The following is a 15,523-nucleotide window of genomic DNA, read 5'->3' on the forward strand; positions in this document are numbered from 1 at the left end:
TATAATGCCTCGCTTTTTACTGCGGATGACGATTGCTGATGTTAATAACTTCACTAGGATGCTTAACTTTTCCGCGGGAACGGACTGGAGTCCAATCCAATGCTCCTACGCGAACTAGATAAAACAATCCCGCCAACAATACCAAAATAAAGATCGCGGCTTCGATGAAGCCTACCCAACCGGCTTCGCGGATGGCAACTGACCATGCAAATAAGAACATGGCTTCAACATCGAAGATAACGAAGAACATAGCAACTAAGTAGAACTTAGCTGACATACGAAGACGTGCACTACCGACTGAGTCAATACCTGACTCATAAGGGACATGTTTTGTTCTGGCTTTGGCGCGACTGCCTAGGAAATGTCCCGCGGTCAACATGAAAGCACAAAGAGCGATAGTACCGATGAGGAATATCGCAAACGCCCAGTTATGGGCTAACGCTAGGATTGATGTAGACATACTCGTTGCTTACTCATTACTTATGGTGTGTTAACTGCTCTTTTTTATATCACGGCAGTATTGCACCACAATTGCCCAGTTAATCGAGAAGAAAGACCAAAATTGTTCACAATCTATAAAACACCAAACTAAAATCAGTCTGTTGACTGCGTTTGGTTTGTCCTCTCTCATTACATTTTATTTTACCCAAATTAGGTAAAACAACCCGTATTTATTACAAAAACTTCACACACTTAAAACAACAGAACAACAAAAAAAACTCATAATCTGCTAAAACGTGTCAGTGTAATAATACACAAGTAAACACGCAAACTAGTTTAACTGATTATTCGTTTTTACTACACCATTATCTCAGGAAAAACCTGTCTTAACAGATGAAAAATTGCTCTTTTTATTTGATCTAACGCACAGTTTTATTGAAAAAGTACTCAATTTGTTTACATCATATTCAATTTAACTTTAAGAGATCGTAACCATTTTTTATTCATTGACTTAACTAACCGACTGACATTACAGCGCTATTTTATCAATTCAATAAAAAAAGATTGTTAACAACGTAACAAACCATTAACCAAATAATGAAATTCAGGTTATGCCAGCTACATCACAATTATTTCATGGTCTTTGATTTTTAACCATACTTATTAAGTGGTTAATTGCCTTTTTTATGAACAAATATGAGTAAAAAAATGATAAATTTGAACTTGATAACTCTTTTAATGATTACCACTGTGTATTATTTCAACATTAACAGTTCCTAATTTCTGGCAGCTATTTCCCAATATTGAAAATATCGCATAACACAATGGAATAATCGTTTCAGTGTCTAAGTATTATTACCTAAATAATGCTGCCCTAAAAACAGATCATTCTCCCCTTTTCATCCTTAAAGGGCCCAAGCTATCACACCATTCTTTGAGTTGCCGTACTTCCTACTAACTAAACGGTAAATCTAATTTTACTTGTGTAACTTGTTAACGCATTGATCACAAACAAACATTCAATCATAAGTTAATAAAAAACGGCAACCCCCAGTAAAATGGGAATTGCCGTCGATAGCATCATTTAGCTTAGGCCTGCATATCAATATAACCGATAAGAGGACTAACCTAGTTATTACTATCAATGCTGCTGTCAAGTAACTCACTAGGAGAAGCAGCAACATAAGGAATTTTTTTGTTTTCAATTGCACTAAATACAGTCAAAACAAAATCTTTTTGCTCATCCGCATTTTTATACAACCAGTATTGAATATCAGGTAAACGGGGCAGTCCATCAGTTTCATTCAAGATACGTAGATCTGCATTTTGCATTTCCATTGGTCTTGCCGTTACCCCAACCTCTGCATTAACTGCTGCGCGGACAGCAGGTAAAGACGCCGCTTCATACGCCACATGCCATGATAAACCCGCTTCATCCAAGGCACTCGTACAAAGTTTACGATATGGGTTAGTCTCATCCATAACGACTAATGGAATCGGTTCATTATGACGTAACTGAAAATCAGGAGCACTGTGCCACAAAACAGGAACAGTTCTTAATGCTGTTTTCGGGTGATGGCTGATCCTAGCCGTTGTTAGTGCTAAATCAATTTCGTGGTTATCCAGCATTGACTCGATAAATTGTGCGCGCTTAATGCGAACTTCTACCGCAATTCTAGGGTATACTGAGGCGATACGATTAAGCAAAAAAGGCAGCAAAATGTCGACAGTGTCGTCTGATGCGCCAATACGCAGCTCACCATCAGCGTCATTATAAGTTAATGATGCTGTTGCATCATCATTTGCGCGCAGTATTTGCCTTGCGTAGCCGAGTAATTGCAGTCCATGCGCAGTCAGCAATTTATTTCGTCCATGACGAGCAAAAAGCTCACGCCCGACTAATTGCTCTAAACGTTGCATCTGCTGGCTCACCGCAGACTGCGTTCTACACACCGCAGCAGCAGCGGCTGCGAATGTATTAAGATCAGCGACAGCAACGAAAGTACGCAGCAAGTCGAGATCTAGGTTCATTATGGGACGATTGGAATTTATCATCGTTCATTCTCTTATATAATATTATGTTACCTGGTGTTTCTGCTCTCCTCCGTGAGAATCAGCGAGTTTATTGCAACAACTAAGTGAATGCATTTCTAATCCGTAGATCTGCAATGACTTCTATTTATTTTATCTATTTAGACAAACCTACAGGTGGTTAGTATTAAAGTAGCTTGCTTAAATTAGAATACTTCCAAAAAATCAAAAAAATATTTAATAAATAGGAATTCTCTCTTTTAAAATTGAGGGAAATCCCTTATTAAATATGACTAAATAGTAGCATATTTAATGTAATTGCAATTATTTTAATGTAAACACATTATAAAAACCATTTCATCGTTTTAAAATACCTATATTTATCAAATCATTAAAGAAAAATGCAACACTTTTAGCTACAGTTAGGCAGCGAGAACAATCAATATTACTAACAAAAGTACCCTGATAATTATCAAAAAAGAGCATTAAAGTGTGAAATTTATTACTGAAATAATGATTCATGTCCTATTTTTTACAGTTTGATACAATTTTATCTTTGGCACCTATTAGCACTTTTTTATCTTTTACTCACTAAAACACAGAGAATTATCAGATTAAAAAACCAGATAGCAAAATAAATTTGAATTAATATGTCGACTTAATAAATATAATAAGACATCATGTATCACATTTATGCTTAAACCAACCGTTTACACCAAAAATTACCTTGCATCTTCAAAAGCTTCGGAGTGAGGAGTACAGTAAGATAACTATGCCGGTCCCCCTACCAAAGCAATCCCGTTAGGGTAATGAGAGAACAATGAACAATCTAACTAAATCCAGTAAGCTCGATAATGTTTGTTATGACATTCGTGGGCCCGTTTTAAAAGAAGCTAAACGCTTAGAAGAAGAAGGCAACAAAGTCCTCAAACTTAACATTGGTAATCCGGCACCGTTTGGTTTTGAAGCCCCCGATGAAATCCTTGTTGATGTTTTACGTAATTTGCCAAGTTCACAAGGCTATTGTGATTCAAAAGGGTTATATTCTGCACGTAAAGCGATTGTGCAACACTACCAAGCTCGCGGTATTCATGAAATGACCGTAGAGGACGTTTACATAGGTAATGGTGTATCCGAACTTATCGTACAAGCAATGCAAGCCTTACTAAACAATGGCGATGAAATGCTAGTTCCTGCGCCTGATTACCCATTATGGACGGCTGCTGTTTCCCTATCTGGTGGTAAAGCAGTGCACTATATGTGTGATGAGCAACAAGGCTGGATGCCTGATATCGAAGATATCCGTAAAAAAATAACACCAAGAACACGTGGTATTGTCATCATCAACCCAAATAACCCCACTGGTGCGGTCTACAGCAAAGACCTGTTGATAGAAATTGTTGAAATTGCGCGTCAGCATAACCTTATTATTTATGCTGATGAAATTTATGATAAAATTCTTTACGATGATGCGGTGCATCACTCAATTGCAGCACTCGCACCTGACTTGTTAACAATCACTTTTAACGGTTTATCAAAAACATATCGTGTTGCAGGCTTTCGCCAAGGCTGGATGGTATTAAATGGGCCGAAAAAACACGCGAAGAGCTACATTGAAGGCTTAGAAATGTTAGCATCAATGCGCTTGTGTGCTAACGTACCAATGCAACATGCCATTCAAACAGCACTTGGCGGCTACCAGAGCATCAGTGAATTTATTCAACCAGGTGGTCGTTTATATGAGCAACGCAATCGAGCATGGGAACTTATTAATCAAATTCCGGGTGTATCTTGTGTTAAACCACAAGGTGCACTATACATGTTCCCGAAAATTGATATTAAACGTTTTAATATCCATGATGACCAAAAAATGATCCTCGACTTGTTATTACAAGAGAAAGTACTACTGGTACAAGGTACAGCGTTTAACTGGCCTGAACCTGACCATTTTAGAATTGTCACGTTACCATACGCAGATGATTTAGAAATGGCTATCAATAAATTTGGCCGTTTCCTTGAAGGTTACCGACAATAGTATCTAGTTTTATTTCTGTATTTTTTATATGTGAAGCCTCCAAATGTGGAGGCTTTGTTTATTCATTTATTGACTATACTATTTTGAATATCAAATAATGGAAATAAAATAAATTGCTACGAGAAAAAAGCCCAATAATATAAATGGAAAATATTTCATATTGCCTCTTTATTTTTGAATTGAAAATTCATTATATTTTTTTAATATTATAATTCAATAAAAATACAATATTAATCAAGTATATCAAAAAAAGAATGTACTATTATGATTACTATAAAATAATTTATTTAATATAAAAATTTGATACTTCCTAAGTAACTCATTAAAAAACAATAAATTCATATCACTTCATCTCTATTTCCGTTATAATTTTTATTGTTTGTTGACAGCATTAAAGAGGATTTATGAGCTACTTTTTCGCCCACCTAGCTAGAATGAAGTTGATCCACCGCTGGCCACTCATGCGTAACGTACGTATTGAAAATGTTTCAGAACATAGCCTACAAGTCGCTATGGTTGCCCATGCACTTGCAATCATTAAAAACCGCAAGTTCGAAGGAAACGTAAACGCAGAAAAAATCGCTTTATTCGCTATGTATCATGATGCTAGTGAAGTGATCACTGGTGACTTACCCACCCCCATTAAATATCATAATCAACAAATTGCTTATGAATATAAAAAGATCGAAAAATTTGCTCAGCAAAAATTGCTCGATATGTTACCCGAAGAGCTACAAGAAGATTTTAAATGTTTACTCATTGAAGAGTTACAATCAGAAGAAGAACACTTTATCGTGAAACAAGCAGACACCTTATGCGCTTATTTAAAATGTTTAGAAGAACTTTCAGCAGGCAACAGTGAATTTAAACTCGCTAAAAGACGCCTTGAAAAAATGCTCGTCGAAAGAAATAGTCCAGAAATGGAATATTTTATGAAAACCTTCGTTCCGAGCTTTACTCTTTCTTTAGATGAAATTAGTAATTAACATATAAGGTGTGGTGTTTTATACCTGCTTAAATATTATTAATTTATTAGTAGTCAATGAGCTTTAAGTGCCTCTGATTAAATAGTTTAATCAACTTTTACTCATTTTATATTGTAGTCTATCGTTGTAGAAAATACTCTTGAGTGTTAAGGAATAAATACATTAACTCAAAAATTGATAGTTCCGCCCTCCGCTAATTTTCAAATCACATTAATCAAAATTAAATTTATCATATCCCCTCTATTCATTTGGGATTATTTTTATTGATAATTGGCATATATTAAAAAAGAAAATATCAATAGTAAGTTCTATTTTGCAATATATTAAACATTAAAAATATCATTAATTTTAATAGCAAAAAAGCTCTAATATATCATAGAGCTTTTTTTGAAATTATTTTTATGTGTACTTAAAAAGGAAACAGTATCGGAATAACCGCTACACTAATAAACATAACTATAATGGTAAATGGTACTCCCATTTTCAAAAAATCAGAAAATTTATAGCCACCAGGACCCAGTACTAAGGTATTAACTGGTGATGAAACCGGAGTCATAAATGCAGCAGATGCAGCGATACCAATGACCATTGCAAAGGGTAAAGGAGAGACTTCCATTTGCCGTGCGGCAGCAATCGCGATAGGTGCCATTAATACTGCTGTAGCAGTGTTAGAGATAAACAACCCAATAGTGGCACACAAGATAAATAGGCACAGTAACATCACATGCGGCCCTAACCCACCTGCAACCTTCATTAGGGCATCAACCGCAAGAGCTATACCGCCTGTCTCTTGCAAAGCGATCGCAAACGGCATCATCCCCACAATGAGAATGATGCTTGGCCAGTGAATAGATTTATACGCGCTTTCCATATCAATACAGCGAAATTTTCCCATCAACAAACAAGCAATGAGTGCTGCAATAAAATTTGGAACCTCATTGGTTACCATCATGGCTACCATCAGCGCAAGGCAAAACAATGCATGAGGTGCTTGAGATGAAGCTGGCGCAACTGCTTCAACCTCAGCTGCAAAATTTAGCACAATAAAATTACGGGGTTTTGTTGACAAAACACGGATCAACTTCCAATCCCCAATAACCAATAATATATCACCAAGTCTTAACGGTTCATCGACTAATTTACCGCTTAATGCTTTACCGTCACGGCGGAGCCCGACCACATTAAGGCCATAACGAGTACGAAATTTAATCTCTCTGAGGGATTTACCTAGTAACTCTGAATCAGGGTTCATGGAAACTTCAGCCATACCCACATCACGAGATTGATCCGAAAAATAATCCCCCCGCAAAATCATAGGCTCAAGCAATTTTTCACCACAAAATTGGCGCAAATCATCATCGCTTACCGAAATATCAACTAACAAAACATCACGTTCACGTAGCTCCGTTCCGCCGGTAGCACTGACCATGACACGACGGAATTTACGCCAACGTTCTATACCGACCACGTTAGCTTCATAACGTGAACGTAAATGTAGCTCGTCAAGTGTGTGACCTATCAATGGGGAGCCTTTACGAATAGCTAGGCGACGAGCCCTGCCCGTTAGTTTATAGTCACGGATTAAATCACGAAAAGTACGCTGATAACGCTCAGGGAGTTTATCGGGTTCATTACTCCCTAGCCAACGACGAGTCAGCCACATGTAGGCAATACCCGCGAGTAAAATCAAAATACCGATAGGGGTAATTGAGAAAAATTTAAAACCGTCAATACCTTCGCGCAACAACTCACTATTCACTACCATATTGGGAGGCGTTGCCACCAGAGTCATCATACCGCTGATAAGCCCAGCAAAACCAAGTGGCATCATTAAGCGGCTTGGTGATGTTTTCATGCGGGAAGCGACGCTCAGCACCACAGGGATGAAAATAGCCACGACCCCCGTTGAGCTCATAAATGCCCCAAGGCCTGAAACAGTGATCATCAAAAAAACCAACATTTTGCTCTCACTGTTTCCCGCAACGCGAACAAGCCAGTCCCCCATCTGATAAGCTATCCCTGTACGGACAAGACCATCACCAATAACAAACAAAGCGGCGATTAACAATACATTAGGATCAGCAAACCCTGCGGTTGCCTGCTGTAGCGTTAAGGTATCACTCAACACAAAAGCGACGATCACCAATAACGCGACCACATCCATGCGGATTTTATTTGTGGTAAATAAAACGATCGCGATCAGTAGGAGGGTTAATACCCACAGCAATTCTCCGTTCAAAATATCCCCTTTCGACGAAAAAAAACATTGCTAAAGATTTTCTTTAGTTAACCACGTTTTACGGAGAATTTCTTTGATTAGATCACGATTAACCTAATTTAGACACTAAAAGTTCATAATCACCATTATTGTCTGGTCCCATAACGGAAATTTGTTCCAGCGAACTCACAATTATATTAATTTCATCCCGACGAGCCATCCCTTCTGGTGCATGCACCGCTACCACTTGGCAACCCGCGCTAAGTGCAGAATGGATGCCTGCGGTTGCATCTTCGAAAGCAATACACGATTTTGGAGGCAAAGAAAGAATATCTGCACCTAACAAAAAAGGTTCAGGATCTGGCTTACCCTTAGTCACTTTTTCAAATGTGACCCAATGTTTTGGTTCAGGTAAACCTGCGGCTTGCTGACGACCGTGAGCAATTGGCACCGTTCCAGAAGTGACGATGGCCCAAGGGGCACCTATTTCATTTAAACGTGATAACAAGTTGATCGCGCCGGGTAAAGCTACGACACCTTCGGTATCTTCACTCTCCATTTTTTCTAACCAACGAAAATAATCCATAATTTCTTTGTCACTCGCATGCGGTAAAAAATGGCGCAAACTGGTCAATGCAGGTTTTCCATGGATATAGCTAATGATTTCCTCAGCACTTTTACCAATACGCTCACCAAATTTACACCAACAACGCTCAACGACAGCAAGCGAATCTGCTAATGTACCATCCAGATCGAAAAGAAACCCTTTTGCCTTTAATTTCACGTTTACCTCTTTAGTTTTGTTATTCACATACAAAGTTGAATCGATTTAACGACTAGTTAACGATAAACAAGCGTACATACGCAACCTCAATATGTTAAATAATTAAGAATTTAGCCTAACGCTGAGTTTCAAATACGTAAAAGACGTAGAAATCATGAGAAGAGAGTCAAACTTAGTGCACTAAATTATTCGTGCTGTTGCTAGGCGGCCAGAAAGGATATCTCGGGGAGCATACACAAGTATGTGACCCGAGTAGCCGAACGCAGCCAACAACGCAACAGCGCGAAGAATGACGAGCATTAGGCGTTTAAGATCTGGGAAACCTCTACCGAGGATAAATGATACTGACGAGGACAGGCGTGCCAAATCGCTAACATGCGGTTATATTTTTCCCACATCGGTGTTTGCGAATTAAAGCCATGAGTTCCGCTGTCGAAATGGGTATAACGCCCTTCGGTATTAACCATAAAACGAACATAGCTCAAATAACGCGCTTCGGTCGCCGCATCAAAGCCTAAAAACTGCACGCGACGGCCATCAATATCTTGCTTATTGTCCATATTGCTATAGGAGACTTGCAATGCATGGTACATTTCCATGATATCAATCACAGTACGGCATGTATCTTCACTTAAATGCCCAAAGTCCCTATCTAGCTCACGCATTTGCAACCCAAAGCCGCGTTCGATAATCGTTTGTAAACGACGGTAACGCTCTGCATTATCAGGATCAAGCATGGTCATCATTTTATACTGATTCGATAAAATCAGGCGTTGTGCGTTAGTCATTTCCATTATGGCTCTCCTACAGAAAAGTATGGCTTATCTTCGCATTCAACTTATATCATAGACAGTGAAAACACTGTTTTTATTGATCTAAACACGGTTTCTGCATTACTTATTGTTAAATCTACCTTTTAACAAAAATGTACTGTGTTTTATTCTCAAATATCTTCCATAAAGGAACGATCTAACTGCTTAAACGCACGTTTTAATAAGTCCGCAAGTGCCATATAATCAGGTTGATGCTCAATCGGCGCCATCGCAATTCCCGCCTCGCTAAATTTCTCACGAATTTCATGAAACCAGCTTAGTAAACTTGATGGTAATGGCGTAGCAGCACGTTTTCCTAACCACCATAAACCTTGCATTGGCAAACTACAGGCAAACAGTGCGGTCGCTATTGCCGGCCCCAACTGCCCACCCAGTGCGATTTGCCACGCTAACGTAAAAACGGCAATCGGTGGCATATAACGAATGCCAAAACGAACCGCTTTGTTAATGCGGATCTCAGGAAAAATAGGCGAAAGTTTTTTCTCCATAGGAAAGGTCTTCAGATAGCGATTTCCTAATCTAAAGCGCTTAAAGAAACCAGGGGGGGGACTTTGTAATGTACTCATGAAACGTTTCCTATCGACTACTCAAACTAATGCAATAATGTATAAGCTTACGCCATTGTGGCAGTGAACGCACACTTAAGATAACAAAACAACGTCATTAAATTTACCTTAAAATGAGCTAATTCATTTAAAATCAGCTATTCTCATAGCAGGGTTCCCCCCACGCTGTAACACAGCCTTATACGTCACTTATGATTTTAATCAATCAAACAACCTATTTTTAAAAAAAACGTATAAAATATAAAATATTTTTAGTAGAATCAGCCCTATTTAGAATTGCTGTTGAAATTGTTACTTTGTAGCTTTATCTATCTAATTTGTTACATCCAGATGTTTATGATTAACATGAGGTTACTTTAAAAAGTCCAATATATGTGAGTTATAGAGATTAAAAAACGGTGTGATAAAAAAGATAGACAACAGTTATATATTGGGGTTCTGGTCGTTATTTCAACACAAAATGCGAAATATTTCCTTAAATAATTTCGCAAAGAAAGCATAACGAGTGTTTATGGAACCCATTAAAATTACCACTCACGCTAACTTTTCACCATTAACATGATGTCAATCATAAAGTAGCAGGTAATAAATGCGCTAGGCTCTAGCGACAACGATTTTTATTCTAAGTCTTTCGCTGTTTAAAGGCTTCACAACAACAATTAACGATAGGTATTTCCATGTCAAGTAAGCTGGTACTGGTTCTAAACTGCGGTAGCTCCTCATTGAAATTCGCCATCATCGATCCAACTAATGGAGATGAATTTTTATCCGGTTTAGCTGAGTGTTTCAACCTCCCTGAAGCCCGTATTAAGTGGAAAATGGATGGTGCTAAAAAAGAAGCACCTTTAGGTGCTGGCGCGGCGCATAGCGAAGCATTGAATTTCATTGTTAATACAATTCTTGCTGAAAAACCTGAGCTATCAGAGCAGATCACCTCCATCGGCCACCGTATTGTTCACGGCGGCGAGAAATTCACCTCATCTGTCTTGATCACTGATGATGTGATTAAAGGTATCGAAGCGGCTATTCCATTTGCACCACTGCATAACCCTGCTCATCTTATTGGTATTGAAGAAGCGAGAAAATCTTTCCCGCACCTGATTAACAAAAATGTTGCGGTCTTCGACACGGCATTCCATCAGACCATGCCACAAGAGTCCTATCTGTATGCTCTACCATACGAATTGTATTCAGAACACAGTATTCGCCGTTATGGTGCACATGGTACCAGCCATTATTATGTCTCTCGTGAAGCGGCTAAAAAATTAAACAAGCCTGTTGATGAATTAAATGTTATCACTTGTCATTTAGGTAACGGGGGTTCTGTAACCGCTATCGTTAACGGTAAATGTGTTGATACCTCAATGGGACTGACGCCTTTAGAAGGCTTAGTCATGGGTACCCGTAGTGGTGATATTGACCCTGCTATTATCTTTCATTTACACGACTCGTTAGGTATGAGCGTTGAACAAATCAACAAAATGCTGACGAAAGAATCAGGTCTGTTAGGTCTGACAGGTGTGACAAGCGACTGCCGCTATGTTGAAGATAACTACGGTAAAGCAGAAGAAGCAACTCGTGCAATGGACGTATTTTGCCATCGTTTAGCAAAATATGTAGGTGCATATAGCGCCCTGATGGAAGGCCGTCTTGATGCTATTATCTTCACGGGTGGTATTGGTGAAAACTCAGCACAAGTTCGTGAAATCACCCTGAAAAAACTGGCTATCCTTGGTTTCGAATATGACCATGAACGCAACTTAGCCGCTCGTTTCGGTAAAGAAGGTTTAATCACTACCGATAACAGCCGCCCAGCGCTGGTTATCGCAACCAATGAAGAATTGGTTATCGCCCAAGATACTGCGCGTTTAACCGCATAAGTCACTTCTACCGCCAGCAATTTGCTGGCGGTAACGTTTTATCATTAGAGTAACCGAAACAAAGAGGTTCCCGTGTCCCGTACAATTATGTTAATACCTACAGGCACCAGTGTTGGTTTAACCAGCGTTAGCTTAGGTGTCGTTCGTTCAATGGAAGAAAAAGGTGTCCAACTGAGCGTGTTCAAGCCTATTGCGCAGCCACGTGTCTCTGGAAACAAAGATCAAACAACAGAAGTCCTGCGTTCGCATTCAAGTATTACCACCATTGTTGAACCATTAACAATGGAATACGTTGAATCACTTCTGACTTCATCTAAAAAAGATGTATTAATGGAAGAAATTGTGGCTCGTTACCATGACCACACAAAAAATGCAGAAGTTATCCTGATTGAAGGTCTTGTTCCTACTCGTAAGCATTCCTTTGCACAATCATTGAACTATGAAATTGCCAAAACACTGGGTGCTGAAATTGTTTTTGTTACTGCACCTGGTAATAGCAGTATTACTCAAATGCAAGAACGTTTGGAACTGGTCCGTAATGAATTTGGCGGTCAACGTAATAAAAATATTATTGGTGTCATCATTAACAAGGTCAATGCACCTGTTGATGAACAAGGCCGTACACGCCCTGACCTGTCTGAAATCTTTGATGACTCAACTAAAGCGACCGTTGCAAACCTCGATACCAAGCAACTCGTCTCCTTGAATTTACCTGTTCTTGCATCAATTCCATGGAATTTTGACTTAATCGCAACCCGTGCAATTGATATGGCAAAACACTTAGGTGCTGAGATTGTTAACGAAGGTGAAATTAAAACTCGCCGCGTTAAATCAGTGACTTTCTGTGCCCGCAGTATTCCACACATGCTTGAACACTTCCGTCCGGGTTCTTTATTAGTGACCTCAGCGGACCGTCCTGATGTGCTGGTATCTGCCTGCCTTGCAGCGATGAATGGTGTCGAAATTGGTGCTGTCCTGCTCACCGGCGGTTACAACATTGATGCACCAATCCGCCAATTATGTGAACAAGCATTTGAAACTGGCCTACCTGTTTTCATGGTCAAAAGTAACACATGGCAAACGTCTTTGAATCTGCAAAGCTTCAGCTTAGAAGTCCCCGCAGATGACCATGAGCGTATTGAAAAAATCCAAAACTATGTCGCTCGCCATATTAGCAGTGAATGGATTGAATCACTGGTTGCTGACTCAGAACGTCCAAACCGTTTATCTCCGCCAGCATTCCGCTATCAGTTGACTGAATTAGCACGTAAAGCGGGCAAACGTATCGTTCTACCTGAAGGTGATGAACCCCGTACCGTTAAAGCGGCTTCTATCTGTGCTGACCGTGGTATCGCGACATGTGTTCTGTTAGGTAACCCTGAAGAAATTCGTCGTGTTGCTGCGGCTCAAGGTATTGAATTAGGCACCGGTATTGAAATCGTTGATCCAATTAAAGTCCGTGAAGAATACGTTTCGCGTCTCGTTGAACTGCGTAAGAACAAAGGGATGACCGAAGTTGTTGCACGTGAACAACTGGAAGATAACGTGGTTCTAGGAACATTGATGCTCGAAAAAGGCGAAGTTGATGGCCTTGTGTCTGGTGCGGTTCATACCACTGCAAATACGATTCGCCCACCGTTGCAATTAATTAAAACGGCGCCGGGTAGCTCATTAGTGTCTTCCGTCTTCTTCATGCTATTACCTGAGCAAGTGTTTGTTTATGGTGACTGTGCTATCAACCCAGACCCAACCGCAGAACAATTATCCGAAATCGCTATCCAATCTGCGGATTCTGCAAAAGCGTTTGGTATCGACCCACGCGTTGCGATGATTTCTTACTCTACAGGTAACTCCGGTGCAGGTAGTGACGTTGAGAAAGTACGTGAAGCAACACGCTTAGCGCAAGAAAAACGCCCTGACCTGATGATTGATGGTCCATTACAGTATGATGCTGCGGTGATGGCTGATGTCGCTAAATCGAAAGCACCTAATTCCCCGGTAGCAGGTAAAGCTACGGTGTTTATCTTCCCAGACTTGAATACCGGTAATACCACATATAAAGCCGTACAACGTTCTGCTGACTTAGTGTCTATCGGTCCAATGCTGCAAGGTATGCGTAAACCCGTCAATGACCTATCTCGTGGAGCATTAGTTGATGATATCGTTTATACCGTTGCGTTAACTGCTATCCAAGCGGTACAGAACGAAAACGTATAAAAACAGTTAAGTCTATGATGTCGATGAATGCCAACCAGTTCACTTAACTGGTTGGCATTTTTTATTATTTTAATAAATTGGCAATGATTTCTCTTAACCAATTTAATGCATTATCTGTATCACTGCGCTCATGCCATACCATCTGAAAGTCAAGTAAAGGAATGTTAATCGGTGGCTCAAATATGACATATTGTTCGCTCATTTCTTGTGGGAAAACTTTCCGAGCGACCGTTAAAATTAAGTCTGTATTTTCAACTAATGTTGGCGCTACTTGCCAATAAGGCACGGTCACCGCTACGCGTCGTTGTAGATTTAAACGCTTTAATTGAATATCCACTTCATTTGCATCAACAGGTTTCATACTGACAGCAATATGTGGATATGAAAGCCATTCACGTAGCGTCATCTCCCCTTTGGGGCAAATCGATTTATCTGCCACACTGACCATGCGGTCTTGAAAAACAGACTGTGCCTGTAAGGTATTATCCAATGAATTGAACACCCCAAATGCCAAGTCTAAACTCCCTTCTTGCAATTTAGTCTGCATTTCTTCACGGCTACAATGCCAAATTTTCAAATCTACATCAGGGGCATGTGACCGCAAATAGCGTGTGAGTGGTAAAGTAATAATCGCTGCACCATAGTCAGATAACGCGATATTAAACTGGCGGTGACACAACTCGGGTCGGAAATTTTGTTGAGAAATCAAATAATCGAGCTGCCCTAGCGCATTTAATAATGGCGCATACAAAGCACCCGCCTTACTCGTTAATTGGTACTGCCCTTGCTGGCGAACCAATAATGGGTCTTGAAACAGTTCGCGCAACTGGTTCAGTGTATGACTAACCGCAGGTTGGCTTTTATGTAACGCCTCAGCCGCGCGGCTAACATGACGCTCGCGTAACAAAACCAACAAGGTAACCAATTGATTTAAATCTAATCTTCTTAAGTTATCCATTTGACGAATAGTACCTTATAAAATTGTTCATTTCCCAATCAGTCTCCCACTCATTAAGCTCACCTTAAATCAATAATGATCTCCTGTTAACACCGAGGTTTATATGTCTACACTGTCATTATCTGCACTACTTTTGGCGTTAGTGGCTCTATTTTCGGGCGTCGTTGTCCCTATTCAAGCGGCAAGTAATGCACTTTTAGCACGCCAATTAGGCCATCCATTATGGGCAACCGCTATTTCATTGATTATCAGTATTATCGTGCTCATTCCATTATTATTTATATTTAAAGTACCGAAGCCAAATTTTAGTATTGCCCTTTTCCAACAACCTATCTGGATTTGGTTTGGCGGAATTGCAGGTATGCTTTATCTCACCTCAGCGCTTATTTTAGTTCCAAAATTGGCAGTTCGACTTTCTTTGTAATGGTTATCATAGGGCAGCTACTAATTTCAGCTTTAATAGAACACTTTGGCTGGTTTGGAATGCCACAAACCCCCGTACCACTTGGAAAAATACTGGGGATTGGCTTAGTGATCGCAGGTGTTTTCTGTGTTCAACTATCACGTAAATAGT

General features: G+C 39.7%; 11 protein-coding genes and 1 pseudogene. 5 read left to right on the forward strand and 7 right to left on the reverse strand.

Annotation, left to right across the window (positions count from 1 at the left end):
- Window positions 1-16: 16 nt before the first annotated feature.
- Together ACLPIE_RS13070 and ACLPIE_RS13075 are read right to left on the reverse strand one after the other, a co-directional pair.
- Window positions 17-460 carry an NADH-quinone oxidoreductase subunit A gene (locus ACLPIE_RS13070; protein WP_430262220.1) on the reverse strand — a complete coding sequence of 148 codons (444 nt, stop codon included), beginning with the start codon at window positions 458-460 and terminating at the stop codon, window positions 17-19.
- 1,109 nt (window positions 461-1,569) lie between these two features.
- Entirely contained in the window at window positions 1,570-2,496 is a 927-nt protein-coding gene (locus tag ACLPIE_RS13075; protein WP_430262222.1) for a LysR family transcriptional regulator, read from the reverse strand.
- Between the two features lie 796 nt (window positions 2,497-3,292).
- On the opposite strand from ACLPIE_RS13075, the gene ACLPIE_RS13080 reads away from it, so the two are divergent.
- Together ACLPIE_RS13080 and yfbR are read left to right on the forward strand one after the other, a co-directional pair.
- Window positions 3,293-4,507: a pyridoxal phosphate-dependent aminotransferase gene (locus tag ACLPIE_RS13080; RefSeq protein ID WP_430262224.1), complete on the forward strand. Its 1,215-nt coding sequence runs from the start codon at window positions 3,293-3,295 to the stop codon at window positions 4,505-4,507.
- Window positions 4,508-4,911: 404 nt separating this feature from the next.
- Window positions 4,912-5,493: a 5'-deoxynucleotidase gene (yfbR, locus tag ACLPIE_RS13085; protein WP_430262226.1), complete on the forward strand. Its 582-nt coding sequence runs from the start codon at window positions 4,912-4,914 to the stop codon at window positions 5,491-5,493.
- A gap of 409 nt (window positions 5,494-5,902) precedes the next feature.
- Here the strand turns inward: yfbR and ACLPIE_RS13090 are convergent, their stop codons facing one another.
- The 4 genes from ACLPIE_RS13090 to yfbV form a co-directional block, all read right to left on the reverse strand.
- Entirely contained in the window at window positions 5,903-7,732 is a 1,830-nt protein-coding gene (locus tag ACLPIE_RS13090; RefSeq protein WP_430262228.1) for an SLC13 family permease, read from the reverse strand.
- Window positions 7,733-7,820: 88 nt separating this feature from the next.
- Complete coding sequence (locus tag ACLPIE_RS13095; RefSeq protein WP_430262230.1) at window positions 7,821-8,495, reverse strand: sugar phosphatase; 675 nt, start codon at window positions 8,493-8,495, stop codon at window positions 7,821-7,823.
- Between the two features lie 299 nt (window positions 8,496-8,794).
- Window positions 8,795-9,289, reverse strand: coding sequence for a YfbU family protein (locus tag ACLPIE_RS13100; RefSeq protein ID WP_430262232.1), 495 nt, complete (start codon window positions 9,287-9,289; stop codon window positions 8,795-8,797).
- A 149-nt stretch (window positions 9,290-9,438) separates the two neighbouring features.
- Window positions 9,439-9,894, reverse strand: a complete 456-nt coding sequence (gene yfbV / locus ACLPIE_RS13105) for a terminus macrodomain insulation protein YfbV (RefSeq protein WP_430262234.1) — start codon at window positions 9,892-9,894, stop codon at window positions 9,439-9,441.
- Between the two features lie 677 nt (window positions 9,895-10,571).
- On the opposite strand from yfbV, the gene ackA reads away from it, so the two are divergent.
- Both ackA and pta read left to right on the forward strand, forming a co-directional pair.
- Window positions 10,572-11,774 carry an acetate kinase gene (ackA, locus tag ACLPIE_RS13110; RefSeq protein WP_430262236.1) on the forward strand — a complete coding sequence of 401 codons (1,203 nt, stop codon included), beginning with the start codon at window positions 10,572-10,574 and terminating at the stop codon, window positions 11,772-11,774.
- 87 nt (window positions 11,775-11,861) lie between these two features.
- Window positions 11,862-13,991, forward strand: a complete 2,130-nt coding sequence (pta, locus tag ACLPIE_RS13115) for a phosphate acetyltransferase (protein ID WP_430262299.1) — start codon at window positions 11,862-11,864, stop codon at window positions 13,989-13,991.
- Window positions 13,992-14,055: 64 nt separating this feature from the next.
- Here the strand turns inward: pta and ACLPIE_RS13120 are convergent, their stop codons facing one another.
- A complete protein-coding gene (locus tag ACLPIE_RS13120) occupies window positions 14,056-14,949 on the reverse strand; it encodes a LysR family transcriptional regulator (protein ID WP_430262238.1) in 894 nt (297 codons plus the stop codon).
- Window positions 14,950-15,052: 103 nt separating this feature from the next.
- On the opposite strand from ACLPIE_RS13120, the pseudogene ACLPIE_RS13125 reads away from it, so the two are divergent.
- Window positions 15,053-15,522 (forward strand): annotated as a pseudogene (locus ACLPIE_RS13125) (DMT family transporter).
- Window position 15,523: the final 1 nt, after the last annotated feature.

Origin of the sequence: Providencia sp. Me31A (genome assembly GCF_050487165.1) — a bacterium.
GTDB lineage: Bacteria > Pseudomonadota > Gammaproteobacteria > Enterobacterales > Enterobacteriaceae > Providencia.

Coding starts and splice junctions, on each gene's coding strand:
- ACLPIE_RS13075 (WP_430262222.1), bottom strand. CDS start 2,496: ATGATAAATTCCAATCGTCCCATAATGAACCTAGATCTCGACTTGCTG.
- ackA (WP_430262236.1), top strand. CDS start 10,572: ATGTCAAGTAAGCTGGTACTGGTTCTAAACTGCGGTAGCTCCTCATTG.
- ACLPIE_RS13100 (WP_430262232.1), bottom strand. CDS start 9,289: ATGGAAATGACTAACGCACAACGCCTGATTTTATCGAATCAGTATAAA.
- ACLPIE_RS13070 (WP_430262220.1), bottom strand. CDS start 460: ATGTCTACATCAATCCTAGCGTTAGCCCATAACTGGGCGTTTGCGATA.
- ACLPIE_RS13120 (WP_430262238.1), bottom strand. CDS start 14,949: ATGGATAACTTAAGAAGATTAGATTTAAATCAATTGGTTACCTTGTTG.
- yfbV (WP_430262234.1), bottom strand. CDS start 9,894: ATGAGTACATTACAAAGTCCCCCCCCTGGTTTCTTTAAGCGCTTTAGA.
- yfbR (WP_430262226.1), top strand. CDS start 4,912: ATGAGCTACTTTTTCGCCCACCTAGCTAGAATGAAGTTGATCCACCGC.
- pta (WP_430262299.1), top strand. CDS start 11,862: ATGTTAATACCTACAGGCACCAGTGTTGGTTTAACCAGCGTTAGCTTA.
- ACLPIE_RS13080 (WP_430262224.1), top strand. CDS start 3,293: ATGAACAATCTAACTAAATCCAGTAAGCTCGATAATGTTTGTTATGAC.